13 protein-coding genes are annotated in these 16456 nt (G+C 58.2%); 9 read left to right on the forward strand and 4 right to left on the reverse strand.

Annotation, left to right across the window (positions count from 1 at the left end; all coding sequences use genetic code 11):
* Nucleotides 1-91 precede the first annotated feature (91 nt).
* The 4 genes from mntA to ACWGXE_RS05465 all read left to right on the forward strand — a co-directional run bounded on the left by mntA (nucleotide 92) and on the right by ACWGXE_RS05465 (nucleotide 2950).
* The gene (gene mntA / locus ACWGXE_RS05450) at nucleotides 92-508 is read left to right on the forward strand and encodes a type VII toxin-antitoxin system MntA family adenylyltransferase antitoxin (protein WP_447601948.1); all 417 of its coding nucleotides are present in this window, start codon (nucleotides 92-94) and stop codon (nucleotides 506-508) included.
* The gene (gene hepT, locus ACWGXE_RS05455) at nucleotides 505-927 is read left to right on the forward strand and encodes a type VII toxin-antitoxin system HepT family RNase toxin (protein WP_447601949.1); all 423 of its coding nucleotides are present in this window, start codon (nucleotides 505-507) and stop codon (nucleotides 925-927) included. Before mntA ends, hepT begins: the two co-directional genes overlap by 4 nt.
* Nucleotides 928-993: 66 nt before the next feature.
* Nucleotides 994-2094 (forward strand): aminoglycoside phosphotransferase family protein, encoded by a 1101-nt coding sequence (locus tag ACWGXE_RS05460; protein ID WP_447601951.1) that lies wholly within the window; start codon nucleotides 994-996, stop codon nucleotides 2092-2094.
* 109 nt (nucleotides 2095-2203) lie between these two features.
* A complete protein-coding gene (locus tag ACWGXE_RS05465; protein ID WP_447601953.1) occupies nucleotides 2204-2950 on the forward strand; it encodes a nucleotidyltransferase family protein in 747 nt (248 codons plus the stop codon).
* A gap of 305 nt (nucleotides 2951-3255) precedes the next feature.
* Here ACWGXE_RS05465 and ACWGXE_RS05470 read toward each other — a convergent pair whose 3' ends face one another.
* From ACWGXE_RS05470 to ACWGXE_RS05480, 3 genes are all read right to left on the reverse strand, one after another.
* Nucleotides 3256-4632 (reverse strand): sigma-54-dependent transcriptional regulator, encoded by a 1377-nt coding sequence (locus ACWGXE_RS05470; RefSeq protein WP_447601954.1) that lies wholly within the window; start codon nucleotides 4630-4632, stop codon nucleotides 3256-3258.
* 144 nt (nucleotides 4633-4776) lie between these two features.
* A complete protein-coding gene (locus tag ACWGXE_RS05475) occupies nucleotides 4777-6105 on the reverse strand; it encodes a DUF1015 domain-containing protein (protein ID WP_447601956.1) in 1329 nt (442 codons plus the stop codon).
* Between the two features lie 134 nt (nucleotides 6106-6239).
* Nucleotides 6240-7244: a polyprenyl synthetase family protein gene (locus ACWGXE_RS05480; RefSeq protein WP_447601958.1), complete on the reverse strand. Its 1005-nt coding sequence runs from the start codon at nucleotides 7242-7244 to the stop codon at nucleotides 6240-6242.
* 216 nt (nucleotides 7245-7460) lie between these two features.
* Here ACWGXE_RS05480 and gltB point away from each other — a divergent pair, with 216 nt between their 5' ends.
* The 5 genes from gltB (at nucleotide 7461) to ACWGXE_RS05505 (ending at nucleotide 15771) form a co-directional block, all read left to right on the forward strand.
* Nucleotides 7461-11987 carry a glutamate synthase large subunit gene (gltB, locus tag ACWGXE_RS05485; protein WP_447601959.1) on the forward strand — a complete coding sequence of 1509 codons (4527 nt, stop codon included), beginning with the start codon at nucleotides 7461-7463 and terminating at the stop codon, nucleotides 11985-11987.
* 121 nt (nucleotides 11988-12108) lie between these two features.
* Nucleotides 12109-13545 carry a glutamate synthase subunit beta gene (locus tag ACWGXE_RS05490; protein WP_447601960.1) on the forward strand — a complete coding sequence of 479 codons (1437 nt, stop codon included), beginning with the start codon at nucleotides 12109-12111 and terminating at the stop codon, nucleotides 13543-13545.
* A gap of 741 nt (nucleotides 13546-14286) precedes the next feature.
* Nucleotides 14287-14472 carry a type II toxin-antitoxin system VapB family antitoxin gene (locus tag ACWGXE_RS05495; protein WP_447601961.1) on the forward strand — a complete coding sequence of 62 codons (186 nt, stop codon included), beginning with the start codon at nucleotides 14287-14289 and terminating at the stop codon, nucleotides 14470-14472.
* Between the two features lie 10 nt (nucleotides 14473-14482).
* The gene (locus ACWGXE_RS05500) at nucleotides 14483-14920 is read left to right on the forward strand and encodes a DUF5069 domain-containing protein (protein ID WP_447601962.1); all 438 of its coding nucleotides are present in this window, start codon (nucleotides 14483-14485) and stop codon (nucleotides 14918-14920) included.
* A gap of 74 nt (nucleotides 14921-14994) precedes the next feature.
* Nucleotides 14995-15771, forward strand: a complete 777-nt coding sequence (locus tag ACWGXE_RS05505) for a DUF72 domain-containing protein (protein WP_447601963.1) — start codon at nucleotides 14995-14997, stop codon at nucleotides 15769-15771.
* A gap of 148 nt (nucleotides 15772-15919) precedes the next feature.
* Here the strand turns inward: ACWGXE_RS05505 and ACWGXE_RS05510 are convergent, their stop codons facing one another.
* Entirely contained in the window at nucleotides 15920-16414 is a 495-nt protein-coding gene (locus ACWGXE_RS05510) for an FKBP-type peptidyl-prolyl cis-trans isomerase (protein WP_447601964.1), read from the reverse strand.
* Between the last annotated feature and the right edge of the window lie 42 nt (nucleotides 16415-16456).

The following is a 16456-nucleotide window of genomic DNA, read 5'->3' on the forward strand; positions in this document are numbered from 1 at the left end:
CACGCTATCCTACTGATCTGCACGGCAGAATGGAACCGTGATTGATGGTGGGATGCTTGACACCCCCTGGACAAAGAGCTACATAGCTCACATGGAGCGGTCGCACCCACATACGCCCGACTTTGCGGAAGTCGCGCGCCGCTACGCCATTCAATTGATACTTCAGTTCGGCTCGACCGTGGACGGTCCCGTCCATCCTCGAAGCGACCTGGATCTGGCGATTCTCTTGAAAGACGCGGATCTGTCGCTGGAGCAATTTGGAGACATACAGCAAAGCTTGCAGCCCTGTTTCCCCGGACGCGATGTGGATCTGGCCATAATCAATCGTGCCGATCCCTTGTTTCTGAAACAGATCTTGGACCGGTGCCGGCTCCTCTACGGACCGATTCGAACTTTTCAACGCCTGCGTCTCTACGCCTTCAAGCGATATCAAGACCATCGCCGATTCCTCGATCTCGAGCGTCGATTCGTGAACCAAACTCTGGATCGGCTGGCGGCGAGACAATGATTGATTCCGAGCTGGTGACACGCAAGCTGACCTTGATCCTCCAAGACTTGCCGGCTCTGACCGATCTCGCCAGAAAGAGCCCGGCCGAATATCTGGATGATCCCACCCATCAGGTGCTGACGGAGCGCTATCTAGAACGTACCATCGGCCGGATGATCGATGTGAATTATCATCTGATCACCGAACTGGGTCATCCGCCGCCGAAAGACTATCATGAGTCGTTCGTGACGCTTGGCACGCTCAAGATTCTGCCCGCCGAATTCGCGCGAGTCTTGGCGGTTGCGGCGGGCCTGCGCAATCGGATCGTGCACGAGTACGACGAATCGATCCCGGCAAGTTGCATGACGCCTTGCAGATTGCGGTCAAGCAGATCCCCGTTTATCTCGACGCGATCAGGCAGAGCGTTCCCCCCTGAATGAACCGGCTCCATCATTTTTGCAGCAAAGTCTTTGAATCGGGAACGTTTCCGCTATAATGCGGACCGTATGGCCACCACCAATCCCGCAGCGCCCGCAAAGCCGCTCGCCGCGCCTGATCCGATTCGCATCGCACAGTCCGTCCGCAGCAGCCTTCCCTTTCCGGCCGAATTGGTCTCACTGACTCCGCTCGCCGGCGATGCTTCCAATCGCCGCTATTTTCGGATCGAGCTGAAAGGCGGCGGTCCTGGGTCGGTTATTTTGATGCAGCTCGCCGAGCCCGAGGGCTTCAAACAGTCCGAAGAGGCGGTGAGCGGGGCTTCCGTTCAGATCAACGAATTGCCCTTCGTCAATGTCTTGTCCCACCTTGCGAAAACCGGTGTCTGCGTTCCGTCGCTTTACTGGTACGATCGAGAGCGGGGCCTTCTGTATCTCGAGGATTTCGGCGATCTGACGTTGGCCGAAGCCTGCCGTCATGCAGGCCGGACCCGCATTGAAGAGTTGTATCGCCAGGCCATCGACGGATTGGTTCTGCTCCAGGCCAAGGGGACGGCGCGGCGCGATCCCGCTTGCATCGCTTTTCACCGCAGTTTCGACGTGCCGCTCCTCATGTGGGAATTCGAGCATTTTCTCGAATACGGGGTGGCGGCCCGGCAGGGCCAGCCGATGAAGCCGGAGGATCAGACGGCGGTTCGGGAATCCTTTGAACGCATCGCGCGCATGTTGGCCGAGGCGCCGCAGGTGTTCGTCCACCGCGACTACCATTCGCGTAATCTGATGGTTGACGGCCGGCGACTGGGGGTGATCGATTTTCAGGACGCGTTATTGGGGCCGGCGAGCTATGACCTGGCCTCGCTGCTCCGGGACGCCTACATTCAGTTGGACGAAGAGGTGATCGACGGATTGATCGAGTGGTTTCTGGACGGCATGGCCGCGGAAGGGCGGGATTGTGATCGTGCGGCGTTCCGCCGGCTGTTCGACTTGACCAGCATTCAGCGCAATCTCAAGGCGGCCGGCCGGTTCGTTTACATCGACCGGGTTAAAGGTAATCCCAAGTTCCTGGCCGATATTCCGCGCGTCCTCGGGTATGTCAAACGGAACCTGCTCAAGTACCCCGAACTTGCCTTCTTGAAAAGGCATCTCACGCCGTACGTGCCAGAACTGCAATGAGTTCTGAGTTTTGAGTCGTGAGTTCTGAGTTACCGGGGGAAATCAGGGCATTCCGTCAATTCTAACGCTCCCTAATTCATAACTCTCAACTCAGAAGTCAGAACTATTTATGAAGGCCATGATTCTTGCAGCGGGGTTTGGAACCAGGCTGAGGCCCTTGACCAATGTCATGCCCAAGCCGCTCCTGCCGGTCTGCGGCACGCCGCTGATCGTGTGGAATCTGCTGCTGCTCAAGCGGCACCGCTTCCAGGACGTGATCATCAACCTCCATCATCTCGGCCCCATGATCCAACAAACGCTCGGAGACGGCGCGCGATTCGGTCTTCGCATTGAGTATTCCCATGAGGCGGTCATCCTGGGCACGGGTGGCGGGATCAAGCAGGTGGAGTCCTTCTTTAACGGAGAGCCGTTTCTCGTGCTGAACGGAGATACACTCTTCGAGTTAGACCTCGACGCCCTCATCGCGTTCCACCGGGAACGGGACGCCGCGGCGACGCTGGTGCTGCGGCAAGATCCCGATGCGGCTCGGTGGGGCTTGGTCGAGATCGGGCCGGACCGGCAGGTCATGACCATTACCGGGCGCGGGCTTCCGGCGAAGGGAGCCGTCGAGCCGCGCATGTTCGCCGGCATCCATATCCTGCATCCTCGATTGCTGCGCTCGGTGCCTCACGGTCAGGAATCGTCGATTATCGACGCCTACGTACGGGGTCTGCAGGAAGGGGAGCGGATTGTCGGCTATGATTTGGACGGCTATTGGTCCGATGTCGGCACCCCGGAGCGCTACGCGCAGGTGGAACATGATGCGGCGGCGGGCTTGGTGGACGTGGCGTCCCGCAAATCCCTGTGCACGACCTAGCCAGGTATAGGCTGCCGCCACATTCCTGAAAAGCGTTCTGTTAAAGGATGCTCACAAAGTTCGTCCAGCGCGGCCGCAGCAAGGTGCACGGCGCGATGAGTAGAGAGCGCCGTGCTCGTGCACGCCGGCGAGACGGTGAGCCGGCAGCTGCGTACTCCATTCTTACCCGCCCGCCCCGAGCCCGCCGAGACGGGCTCTTTTCCCGTGTACATCGAGTTTCCGAGCGTCGCGAGAGCAAAGCCTGGTGAAGGTGCGGCTCAGCGCACCAGGGGCGGGCGGGTGAGCAGGCGATTTCTTCAGCATCCTCAATACTCACCCGGCGGTTTTCGCTGCTTGATCAGCCGGGCAAGATACGTGCGCTGCAGACCGAGCAGTTCCGCCGCCTTCGTTTGATTTCCTGCCGCCTTCTCCAGCGCCATATCAATGATATAGGAGCTGTGCTCCTCCATCGACTGATGGTACGGCAGATTGATGTACGGCAGGCTCGCAGGTTGTCCGGCTTGGACCGCCGCATCGGCCGGTGAAAGACCCAGCACATCCGGTTCAATGACATCGCCGGGGCTCAAAACCACGGTGCGGGCGATGACATTCTCCAATTCGCGAATATTGCCCGGCCAGGGATATCGAGAGAGCGCGTCGAGGGAGTCGGGACTCAGCGACATCCCCGGGCGTTTCTGTTCCCGCGTGTGTCGCTCGAGGAAAAAATTCGCGAGCGGCGCAATGTCCTCGGTACGCTCGCGCAGCGGCGGAAGGGTTAAGCTGACGACATTGAGACGAAAGAAGAGATCTTCACGAAACTGGCCGCTCTTGACGGCCTGCTTGAGATCTTTATTGGTGGCGGCAATAAACCGGATGCTGACCGACACGGGCCTCGTGCCTCCCACCCGGTGGAATTCGCGGTCCTGCAAGACCCGCAGCAGCTTTGCTTGAAGCGGCAGCGACATGTCGCCGATCTCATCGAGAAAGACGGTGCCTCCGTCGGCCATTTCCAGCTTGCCCTTTTGAAGCCGATCGGCGCCGGTGAACGCGCCACGCTCGTGGCCGAACAATTCGTTTTCCAGCAGGCTTTCCGTAAGCGCCACACAATTGATCACCACCATTGGCATGCTTTGACGCGGGCTCCACTGGTGGATCGATCGCGCGAATAGTTCTTTACCGGTGCCGCTTTCTCCCAACAACAGCACCCCGGCATCGGATTTGGCCGCCCGTTGAGCCGATTCGATGATCGCCTGAATCTTGGCGCTGCCCCCTACAATGGTGGCGTACCGGTTCTGGACGTCCGATTTCAGCACGGCGACTTGGCGTTTGAGCGAGTCACGCTCGAGCGCCTTCTGAATCACCATCAACAAATGGTCCTTGTCCAGGGGTTTCAAAAGAAAATCATAGGCGCCTTGCCGCATGGCTTCCACCGCGTCTGGGATCGTGCCGGCCGCCGTCATCACGATGACGGGCAGATCATCCATGTTGCGGGTTTGAGCCAGGCGCTTGAGCACATCCATGCCTTTGAGGCGGGGAAGATATAGATCCAGCAGCAGGAGATTCGGGGATTCTTGCTCCACCAGTTCAAGACCGCGCTGGCCGTCGCCGGCCGTGACGGCACGATAGCCGCTGGCTTCGAGACGGTCCTGCAGCATCGTGACGATATCTTGATCGTCGTCGACTATGAGAACCTTGCCCTTCATGCCAGTCACCGGAAATGACGAGTGAGGAATCCGAAATGTGCAATGGAAACGCAGTTCCTCAACTGCTCATCCCTCACCAAACTTCTCATTTCTCATTCCTCATTTCTCATTCCTCATTCCTCATTCCTCATTCCTCATTTCCCTTCACTCCTCCATCACATTGATCACCAAGCCCGTGAGGGGTTTCGGGAAGAAATAGGTCGATTTATGCGGCATCCGCTCCCCCGCTGATGCGACGGCCTGGACTTCGCTGACTTTTGTCGGGTTCAGCAGCAATGCGGCCGTCCCCGTGCCGTCCAGCACCCAGTTCAAGGCTTCGTGATCGTCCTTGGTGTACAGCATGGCTTCCTGTTCTTTCGCGGTGGGGCACAGTTTGCCGACCACCCGTTCCTGAAGGATGGAGACGTCGAGCCGATTTCTCGGAGACTGGGTTGCCGCCGGTTGATGCGTTGGTCGGAGCTGGAGCAGATAGTAATGGGAGTCATGGCGGACGGCGAGCCCAAATACATGACCCGCTTGCCCCTTCGTGCGAAGCGCTTCAAGAAATTCCTGCCGAACCTTGGTTTCCTGAGCCTGCTGGAAGGGAAAGTCGATGAACTCGAACGAGGCGGCCAGCGCCTGTTTGATATCGGCCACCGAGGGAACGGCGGTCGTCAGGACCCGGTGGGTGGGTAGTACGGTCAGACCCGGGTCTTCGAGGCTTGCGAACAACATCATCACCGAATCATACGGTTGCAGCGTGCCCTGCACGCCGGCTCCTGCCTGCTCGCGTCGCAGCCGCCGATAATTGAGCGCGGTCTCGTACCGGTGGTGCCCATCCGCGATGAAGAGCGGCTTATTTTTCATTGCCTCGGCCGCCTGTTGCAGCACCAAGGTATTGGTGATCGACCAGAGGCGCTGGCGAAATCCCGCGTCATCCTGAAAATCGATACGGGGCTTTTCCGCGGTCACGGCTCGTTCGAGCGAAGCGAGAATGTCGCCCGAGGGATCGGAATATAACGAGAAGATCGGGCTGAAGTTCGCCCCACAGGCTTGCATGAGATTCAATCGATCGGACTTCGCAGCGGCGCGTGTATTTTCATGCGGATAGATCTGACCCGTGCCGAATTCTTCCAATACGACCGTGGCGAGGAATCCCTTCAGCAGCCGGCTCGCCGTGCCGGGCGATGCATAAGGCGGGACATAGTCGATCGTATGGTAATAGAGCGCCGGCTCCGTGTCCCGGCGCAACACTCCCGTACGCAGCCACTCTTTCAGCGACGCCGCGGCCCGCTGATACTTGTTCGAGGCGGGGCCGTCATCCGGCCGGTCGTAGCCCAGTTCCAAACGGACGATGTTCTGGGGATGGCGTTCGTGCAGTGACTGCTGCATCGCGGCGTCGATAATATCGTACGGAGGCGCCACGACCCGTCGGACATCGCCGACGGCGGACGGATCATAGAGCGTGCCACGAAACGGAATTACTTGGGCCATGGACAGTCCTCGATGACAAGAAGGTTGATGGACAAACGTCGGATGTCAAACAGCGGCGATGGCGGATGCGTATATGGAGCAGGCATTGGGCTGATTAAATGCGGAATGGCGGGCCGTAACGCAGCAGCCTGAAGTTACCGATCGCGCGTCACCATATAGTCGGCGGCGATTGTGAGTGCCCGCTTGTGATTGCCATCCTCGAACGAGTCGAGATCCCGTTTGGCCGCTGCAACAAAGGCCTGCGCCCGATCCATCGAATAGGCGATAGAGCCATACTCCTGCATCAGCATCAGAATGCGGCGAAGATCCTCTTCGCTCAATGTCCGGGTCTCCATCCGATCCTTGATCATCTGCCGGTCCTGCTCGGGACAGTGCTGAAGGAGGTGCAACAAGGGCAAGGTCGCCTTGCCTTGGCGAAGGTCTTGGCCCAACGCTTTCCCGAATTGATCGCCGTTGGCCGCATAATCGAGGGTATCGTCAGCCAGTTGAAATGCGATACCCAGATGTTGGCCGAATCGAAAGAGAGCATCCTGCTGATCGTCGGTGGCGCCACCGATGATCGATCCGATCTTGCACGCGGCTGCGATCAGGCCCGCCGTCTTGTGTTCAATGATCCGCAAGTACTCGGGTTCCGGCATCAGCGGGTTGCCGTTGTAGTAAAGCTGCAACACCTCTCCTTCCGCCATTTTCCGGCAGGCTTCGGCCATCGCTTCGTTGATCGATTGGTTGCGAAAATCGACGATCTGACAGATGGCCCGGGAATAGAGATAGTCGCCGACCAGGATGCTGATCTGGTTGCCCCATACTTTTCTCGCGGCCCGGCGGCCGCGCCGGACATCCGCATCGTCCACGACATCGTCGTGTAACAATGTCGCGGTATGGATGAACTCGACCAAGCTGCCGAGCAACAGGTGATCGTGGCCGGGATAGCCGCAGAGTCTGGCGCAGAGCAGTACGAAGAGCGGGCGGATACGTTTCCCGCCGCTGCTCAGAATGTGGGCGGCGACGGTATTGACCAGCGCAACGCTGGAATCCAAATTTTTCCGGATCTGTTCTTCAACGCCCAACAGCTCATCGCGATAAGCCTCCCACACGTCGGCCATCGTGTGCAGCGTGAGGGTGCTCGGTCCGTTCGGCATGCGGCGGATAGTAGGGCAGGGTGCGCTAGTAAGTCAAGTAAAACGAGGGCATAGCGACGCCGAATCTTGACAGTTTCACGGCGCATCCAGTAAGGTGAGCCTTCATTCAATCTACTCCGGCAATATTCAGAGCGACGGTGCTTCCAAGCGGCCCGCGTCCTCGATAATAAGGTTCATCCTGTAACCGACTAACCTGCCTTTCGCGAGTGGCACATCATGAACGTACCCGGATTTCCCGCACAGCAAGGACTCTACGATCCGCGGTTTGAAAAAGACGCCTGCGGAATCGGATTCGTGGTCAATATCAAGGGCCAACGCTCCCACGGCATCGTTCAAAACGCCCTTCGGGTTCTGGAGAACCTGTCGCACCGCGGCGCGCAAGGATGCGACCCCTGCACCGGCGACGGATCCGGCATTCTGCTCCAGGTGCCGCATGAGTTTTTCAAGCGGGCCGCTAAAGATCTTGGTCTCAAATTGCCCAACGCCGGCGAATACGGCGTCGGCATGTTGTTCATGCCGCCGGATGCCGACGCGCGCAAGCAGTGCGAGACATTGATCAGCGGCATCGTGAAGGAGGAAGGGGCGAAGCTGATCGGGTGGCGAGACGTGCCGGTCAAGAGTGATGCGATCGGCAGGCAGGCGCACAAGACCGAGCCCTTTATGCGGCAAGTCTTCATTGCACGAGGCATCTTCAATGAGGAGCAATTCGAGCGCAAACTGTATATCATCCGCAAGCGAATTGAGAAAGCCGTGCGGGAATCAGCCATCGAAGGCCGCGAGTACTTCTACATTCCCAGCTTATCGAGCAGCACGATCGTCTATAAGGGGCTCCTGCTGCCCGATCAAATGGCGGCGTATTACCAGGATCTGAACGATGCGAGCGTCACGAGTGCCCTGGGGCTCGTCCATTCCCGCTTCAGCACGAATACGTTTCCCACCTGGCCTCTGGCCCATCCCTATCGCTATGTCTGCCACAACGGCGAGATCAATACCTTAAAGGGCAACGTGAATTGGATGCGGGCTCGCCAGGGCCGCCTCAATTCTGATCTCATCGGCGCGGACATGGATAAATTGTTTCCAATTGTCTCGGAAGACCAGAGTGATTCCGCCTGTTTAGATAACGCGCTGGAATTCCTTGTCATGGGCGGCCGCTCGCTGCCCCACGCGATGATGATGCTGATCCCGGAGCCCTGGGTGGCCAATCCACAGATGGACCTGGATCGGCGCGGCTTCTATCAATATCACGCGGCCATGATGGAACCGTGGGACGGTCCGGCGGCGGTCTGTTTCACGGACGGCAAGCTGATCGGTGCCACGTTGGATCGGAACGGATTGCGGCCGTGCCGTTATCAAGTGACGACCGACGACGTGGTCGTACTGGCCTCCGAAGCCGGCGTACTGCCCGCCGAACCGAAAGATGTGCGTTTAAAGGGTCGGCTGATGCCGGGCCGGATGTTCCTGGTCGATACGGTGCAAGGGCGGATCATCGACGATGAAGAGATCAAAGCCGATATCGTGGGCCGCAAGCCCTATCGCAGCTGGGTGACGCAATACGGGATCTCGTTGGACGAATTGCCCGAGCCGCTGAATGTGCCGCAGCCGGACCATCCGACCATTCGCCAGCGCCAGCAGGCGTTCGGCTACACGGTCGAAGAGCTGAAGATGGTCATCACGCCTATGGTGGTGGCGGGCGAGGAGGCGGTGTCTTCGATGGGCACGGATACGCCGCTCGCGGTCCTTTCCGAACGGCCGCAGTTGTTGTTCAAATACTTCAAGCAGCTCTTTGCGCAGGTGACGAATCCACCGATCGATCCGATCCGGGAGCAATTGGTCATGTCCCTGGTGACGAACATCGGACCCAAGCCCAATTTGATGGACGAATCGCCGGAATCCTGCCGTCGCATCAAGGTGCAGCAGCCGATTCTGACCAATGCCGATTTGCAGAAAATCCGCGAGATCGCGGACCCGCATTTCAGGAGCAAGACACTCCGCATGCTGTTTCGCGTGGCGGAGGGACCGGAGGGGCTGGGCGCGGCGGTCGATGATCTGTGCAAGCAGGCCTCCTTGGCCATCAAGGAAGGCTATACTTTCCTGATTCTGAGCGACCGGGGCGTGAACGAGGAATGGGCGCCGATTCCGAGCCTGCTCGGCATTTCGGCCGTGCATCATCATCTGGTCCGGGAATGTACGAGGACCGAGGTCGGGCTGATCCTGGAAACCGGGGAGCCGCGCGATGTGCATCAATTCGCCTGTCTGCTCGGCTATGGGGCGGGCACCGTGAATCCCTACCTGATTTTTGAAACGCTCGTGGACCTCGAACGGGACGGATTTCTCCCGGAAGGCTTGGATGCCCAGACGGCCGAAGGCAAGTTCATCAAGGCCATTAATAAGGGCCTGCTCAAAATCTTCTCGAAGATGGGCATCTCCACCGTGCAGTCGTACTGTGGCGCGCAAATCTTTGAAGCGATCGGGCTCAACCGCGAACTGGTCGACCGGTATTTCACCGGAACGCCGTCCAGAATCGAGGGGATCGGGATTCGCGAAATCGGCGAAGAAAGCCTGCGGCGGCATCGCATCGCCTATGAGCCGGCGCCGATTCGGCAATTGGATTTCGGCGGCGAGATTCATTACCGCGTGCAGGGCGAACACCATAACTGGAGCCCCGAGACCATTTATAAGCTCCAGCATTCGACCCAGGCTAACGACCCCCAGACCTATGCGGAGTTCGCCGCACTGGTGAACGACGAGAGCAAGCGCCGGTCGAACCTCCGCGGCCTGCTTGAATTCAAGTTTGCGGCGGAACCGGTTCCCATCGAGGAAGTGGAGCCGGTGTCAGCCATTATGAAACGGTTCAATACCGGCGCGATGTCGTTCGGATCAATCAGCAAGGAAGCGCATGAGACGCTTGCCATCGCGATGAATCGAATCGGCGGGAAGAGCAATACGGGTGAAGGTGGCGAAGATCCGGAGCGGTTTATCCCGGCACCCAACGGCGATTCGCGAAATTCCTACATCAAACAGGTGGCGTCGGCTCGGTTCGGCGTCACGGCGCACTATCTGGTCAATGCGCGTGAGCTTCAGATCAAAATGGCGCAAGGTGCCAAGCCAGGCGAAGGCGGGCAGCTGCCGGGGCATAAGGTCGATGAAAACATCGCGAGGTTGCGGTATGCGACACCGGGTGTCCAACTAATTTCACCGCCGCCCCACCATGATATCTACTCGATCGAAGATCTGGCTCAATTGATCTTCGATTTGAAGAATTCCAATCCGGATGCCGATGTCTCAGTCAAACTGGTGGCCGAAGTCGGAGTGGGAACCGTGGCGGCCGGAGTGGCGAAGGCCCATGCCGATAAGGTGCTCATCAGCGGAGATTCCGGCGGGACCGGCGCCTCGCCGCTGGCCTCCATTAAATATGCCGGCATTCCGTGGGAGTTGGGCCTCGCCGAAACGCATCAGACGCTCGTGCTCAATGATTTGCGCGGCCGTATCAGGGTCGAGACCGACGGTCAGTTGAAAACGGGCCGAGATGTGGTGATCGCGGCGCTCCTCGGCGCGGAAGAATATGGATTTGCCACGGCGCCGTTGATCGTCGAAGGCTGCATCATGATGCGGAAGTGCCATTTGAATACGTGCCCGGTCGGCATCGCCACCCAGGATCCGGTCCTTCGCAAGCGGTTTGCCGGGCAGCCGGATCATATCGTCAATTACTTCTATTTCGTGGCGGAAGAAGCGCGGCAACTGATGGCCAAGCTGGGTTTCCGCACGATCAATGAGATGATCGGCCGGGTGGATAAACTGAAGGCGCAAAAGGCCATTGATCACTGGAAAGCAAAAGGGCTCGATCTCACGCCGCTGCTGACAGCGCCGGATGTGGGGCCGGAAGTGGCGCGCTATTGCGTGCAGAAGCAAGATCATGGACTGGCCTGTATTCTCGACAACCAATTAATGGAACTCTGCCGCCCGGCTATCGATAAGGGCAAGAAAGTGACGCTCGATTTATCCATTAAGAACGTCAACCGAACCGTCGGCACGATGCTGTCCAGCACGATTGCAAAGAAGTACGGGTTAGAGGGATTGCCGCCGGACACCATCACGATCAAGTTCACCGGGTCTGCCGGCCAATCCTTCGGTGCATTTCTGTCGCGCGGGATCACGTTGATGCTCGAAGGGGAATCCAACGATTATCTCGGGAAGGGGTTGTCGGGCGGAAAGATCGTGGTGTTTCCTCCGAAAGCCTCGCTTTTTGTTCCCGAAGAGACAATTCTCATCGGCAATACCTCTCTGTATGGGGCGACACAAGGCGAAGCCTATTTCTATGGGATGGCGGGTGAGCGGTTTGCTGTGCGGAACAGCGGCGCGCGCGCAGTCATCGAAGGTACCGGGGATCACGGCTGCGAATATATGACCGGCGGCGTCGTGGTCGTCTTGGGTCGCACCGGGCGGAACTTTGCGGCCGGAATGTCGGGCGGCGTGGCCTTCGTGTTGAACGAGTTGGGGAAATTCGAATCCCGCTGCAACCTCGGAATGGTCGAACTCGAAAAGGTCACGACCACGGAAGACAAGCAATTGCTGCATGACATGATCACCAAACACTTCATGTACACGGGAAGCCGGAAGGCCAAGGAAGTGTTGGATGGGTGGGAAGCGATGCTGCAGAAATTCGTGAAGGTCATGCCGGTCGATTATAAGCGCGTGCTCGCCGAACGGAAGGCGGCCGCGGCGGCCAAGAGCGCGAAGGGCTAGCGCGCAATGAAGTACAGATCGCCAAATCACCAATCGTACTTTTGCAGGGAAGATACGAGATACGGACGACGAGTAACGAACGACGCTTCACCAGATTCGAAATACGAGCGACGATTAAATCATGGGTGACATCAAAGGATTTTTGAAATATCCCCGCGAGGGGCCGAAACGCCGGCCGGTGGAGCTACGGGTGCTCGACTGGAAGGAAATGTACGAGCCGATCGCCGAAGAGAAGCTTCAAGCGCAAGGGGCCCGCTGCATGGATTGCGGGGTGCCGTTTTGCCAGAGTACGAACGGCTGTCCGGTTGTGAACCTGATCCCGGAGTGGAACGATCTGGTCTATCGCGGTCGCTGGCGGGATGCGCTGAAAGCGTTGCATACGACAAATAATTTTCCTGAATTCACCGGCCGCCTCTGTCCGGCCCCCTGCGAATCAGCCTGCGTGCTCGGCATCAATAGCGACCCCGTGTCTATCCGCGTGATCGAATGGAATATTATTGACCGCGGCTTCAACGAAGGCCTGGTAGACCCGATCCTGCCCGTGGTGAGAACCGGGAAGACGGTGGCAATCATCGGCTCTGGTCCGGCCGGCTTGGCGGCGGCGCAGCAGTTGGCCCGCGCCGGGCACACGGTGACGTTGTTTGAGAAAGCCGATCGCATCGGTGGCCTGTTGCGGTATGGCATTCCCGATTTCAAGATGGAGAAATGGGTCATCGACCGGCGGCTCGAACAAATGAAGGCGGAGGGAGTGCAGTTCAGGACCGGCGTGCTGGTTGGGAAAGATATCACGGTGGAACAGTTGCGGAATCAGTTCGACGCGATCGGTTTGACCATGGGCGCCGAACAGCCGAGAGATCTGCCGGTACCGGGCCGCGAACTGAAGGGTGTCCATTTCGCTATGGATTATCTGACTCAACAAAACAAGCGCAACGCGGGCATCCCATTGACCGATGAACCGATCACGGCCAAGGGCAAGCGCGTCATTATTATCGGCGGCGGCGATACAGGATCCGATTGCCTTGGAACCACTCATCGCCAGGGCTGCACCGAAGTCCATCAGTTCGAACTGCTTCCGGAACCGCCGTCTCAGCGGGCCTCTTCTACCCCATGGCCGCTCTGGCCGATGCAGTTGCGCACCTCGCATGCGCACGAAGAAGGCTGTAACCGGCAATGGAGCATCTCCACGACGAAGTTTACCGGCCACAACGGCCATGTCACGAAACTGCACGGTCATCTGGTTACGTTCGAGCAAGGCAAGTTCATCCCGGTCCCGAACAGCGACTTCGATATGGACGCTGATCTGGTGTTGTTGGCGATGGGGTTCACCGGCCCGGTAAAAAACGGCTTGCTCGACAGTCTGGGCGTCAAGTACGACGCGCGGGGCGCCGTCTCCGTGGATGAGAATTTCATGACGAATCTCGATGGAGTGTTTGCCGGCGGCGACACGAAGCGCGGCGCGTCCTTGATCGTCTGGGCCATCGCCGAAGGGCGAAAGATGGCGGCCGGCGTCGATAAGTATCTCCGCGCGGGCAAGTCGGCGAAGAAGTCGGGTTCGTAATCTCTCCATCAGCTCCTATCCTGACATGCTCGGCCGACGACCGGGCGGGCACTCCGGTTCGCCATAACTTGATGGATGGTAAGTCGTGACTGCTCAGCGGTGCGGCCCGACTGCACATAAGCTGACGGCCGCTGTCACGCGTGCGCTGTTCCTCACCTCTCAGAACGACCCTTCCGGGCTTAGCTGAGCGGAATATCCTGCCGACTCACCGACTCGCCGGCGTCCGCAAGCGTGACGCTCATTATTCTTCGCGTCGCGGACCCTTCTGGAATTCCTGTAGCTGCGATCATGTGATCGCAGTGGTTCAGTCAGTTCCAGCTTTCCTCCTCGGCAAGCCTCGGTGGGTCCCCGTTCCTCCGGTGAAGGTCGCACGCCGCACGACAGCGGCCTGCGCGAGTAAAGAAGTGCCGCCCTTGCCTCCGCGCGATTCGCGCCGCACTCTTACCACGTCTAAGTACGAGGCTGGAACGGATGGGCACGGAGGTTGTCGACAGAGTGTTATGGTGGGTGGAACGGCACAGAACAGCGAGCGCGCGACGGCTTTGCGCCGCTTCGGTGCAGCCTCATAGTCGCGTGCGAGGAAAAGTACCAGAATCAGTGGCAGTGCCAGCCCATCGCATTATGGCGATACCGAAGCTGCCCGCCGTTCGTCAGCCGACCAATCACGGTTTCTGCCTTGATTCCCATGATGGCCTATGCATAAGATTTCGCGGTACCACTAGCGTTTCAGGAGCCAAGCGCGTGCGCGTGGTCATTAATGATGAGCTTGTGAAGGAAGTCGTGAGCACCACGGGCCTTGCCATCGAGCGTGTGGTTGAAGAATGGCTTCGTCTACTCATTAAGCTGAACAAGCAGCAGGGCATTCGCCGCCTTAAAGGCAAGACTGCATGGCAGGGTATCTTAATGAAATGCGTGATAGCCGCATAAAGAACCAGCCATGACCAAACACCAATATCCCCGCAGCCCCAAGATCCTGCTCGGCGGGATCGCGCATCTCGCCCGGTTCATCGACAAGATTCGCATGCGGCATGCCGGGCTGATTCAGGATTACAACTACATCACGGTGGGATTCGATAAGTATCTGATCGACTTTTTGCAGATCGACCCGCAGGTGTTCGAGCGGCGAGTGCTGGCCGGCGAGACGGATGAGAAACTATTGGAGTGGATACGGCATCATGGGCGTCAGGTGACCGAGCTGGAGATCAGAGAATGGTCGGAAGCTCTCTTGGCGAGGAGTCCCAACGACGAAGCTGCCCGACGGCGATTTCAGGGACGACTCGACGAAATTGCCAAGAACCGCGGAGTGCAACCGGATAATCTGCCTCGCGTGACGACATGGGCGGATGTCATTGAAGTAGATGAAGGAAGGTTATAGCTGCGACTCTTCGCGTCAGGCGCGGACTGTGCATGAGAGAAAGCCGATTCGGATGATCAGTACCGGCGCAGTCTATGGCAAAGCTATTGATCGGCACATCGGGCTGGACTTATGCGAGCTGGAAAGGTCCCTTTTATCCGAAGGATATGCCCAGCCGGAAGTATCTCGAGTTTTACGCCGCCGAGTTTCCGACGACTGAAGTCAATTACTCCTTTTACCATCTTCCAAAAATTTCGACGTATGAACGATGGAGGGTTTTGGTACCCGATGAATTTCTGTTTGCGGTCAAGGCGAGCCGTTTTATCACGCACATCAAACGGCTCCATGAGGCACAGGCGGCCTGGCAAACGTTCGTGCAAAATGCCTCAACCCTCGGAACGCATCTCGGCCCGATTCTCTTCCAATTTCCGCCGTCGTTTCGGGCCGATCACGCCCGCCTAGGCCGCTTTTTGGAAACGGCGCAGGAACCTGCTGCGCAAACGGGTCCCCTTCGATTGGTCTGTGAATTCCGGCATGATTCCTGGTTCACGGACGAGACGTACCGCCTGCTGAATCAACAAGGCGCGGCACTCTGTATTGCAGATGGATCAAAATATGCCAGGCGGGATGTCATCACGGCGGATTTTACCTACATCCGCTATCACGGACGCAGCCGTATGTTTGCATCGGATTATAGCGATGCTGAGCTTGCCGAGGAGGCGACTCGGATCAGACGGTACCGGCGCGAAGGCCTTGACGTGTTTGTCTATTTCAACAACGACGCGATGGGCTACGCGGTGAAGAATGCGCGAGCGCTACGCGCCCTGCTCGAGGACCAGGTTGCGCGTCACCGGCCACGCCGGACGGGATAGGATGACGCATCCGGGCGCACTGGCTGTCTTCCACACACCCATCCACTCGAAAGGACGTCACACGTTTCGCTTCTCCATTGAACCGCTGAATCGCGCCGTCTGAATTGCTGAATCGCGCCGTCTGAATTGCTGAATCGCGCCGCCGGGCTTATGCTTTCGGTCTTACGCTGAGTACGTGCACGTCCAGCACAATATGTTTGCCGGCCAGGGGATGATTAAAGTCGATCACGGCCTGATTATCAGACAAGGATACGACGGTGAACGGCTGTCCTTCGGCCGTCGTAGTGATGTCACCTACCTGAATTTTTTCCGGCAGCTGATTGCGCTGGACAGATACCTTCTTCGTAGCATCATACGGACCGAATGCCCGGTTCGCGTCCAGTTCAACATGCTTCTTTTCGCCGGCCCGCATGCCGACCAGCGCATCTTCCAAGCCGGGAATTAGTTGTCGCGATCCATGTGTGTACTGACTTTTATGGTTGGGGATCACGAGATGTTCATCCGGTACCGTAATGGTCATTTCCAACGTGACATTCGATCCTTCCGTGATCGGCTCCGATGCGGATTGGGCGTTCACCGTTCCACCGATAACCTGGCTGACCAAGAGAGCAGCCGCAAAGGTCATTGCGAGTACAGTTTTCATAGCATCCTCATGATTGTGGGTGGTATGCCCCAGCCTAGGCCA

It is taken from the genome of Nitrospira sp. Nam80, from assembly GCF_965152575.1.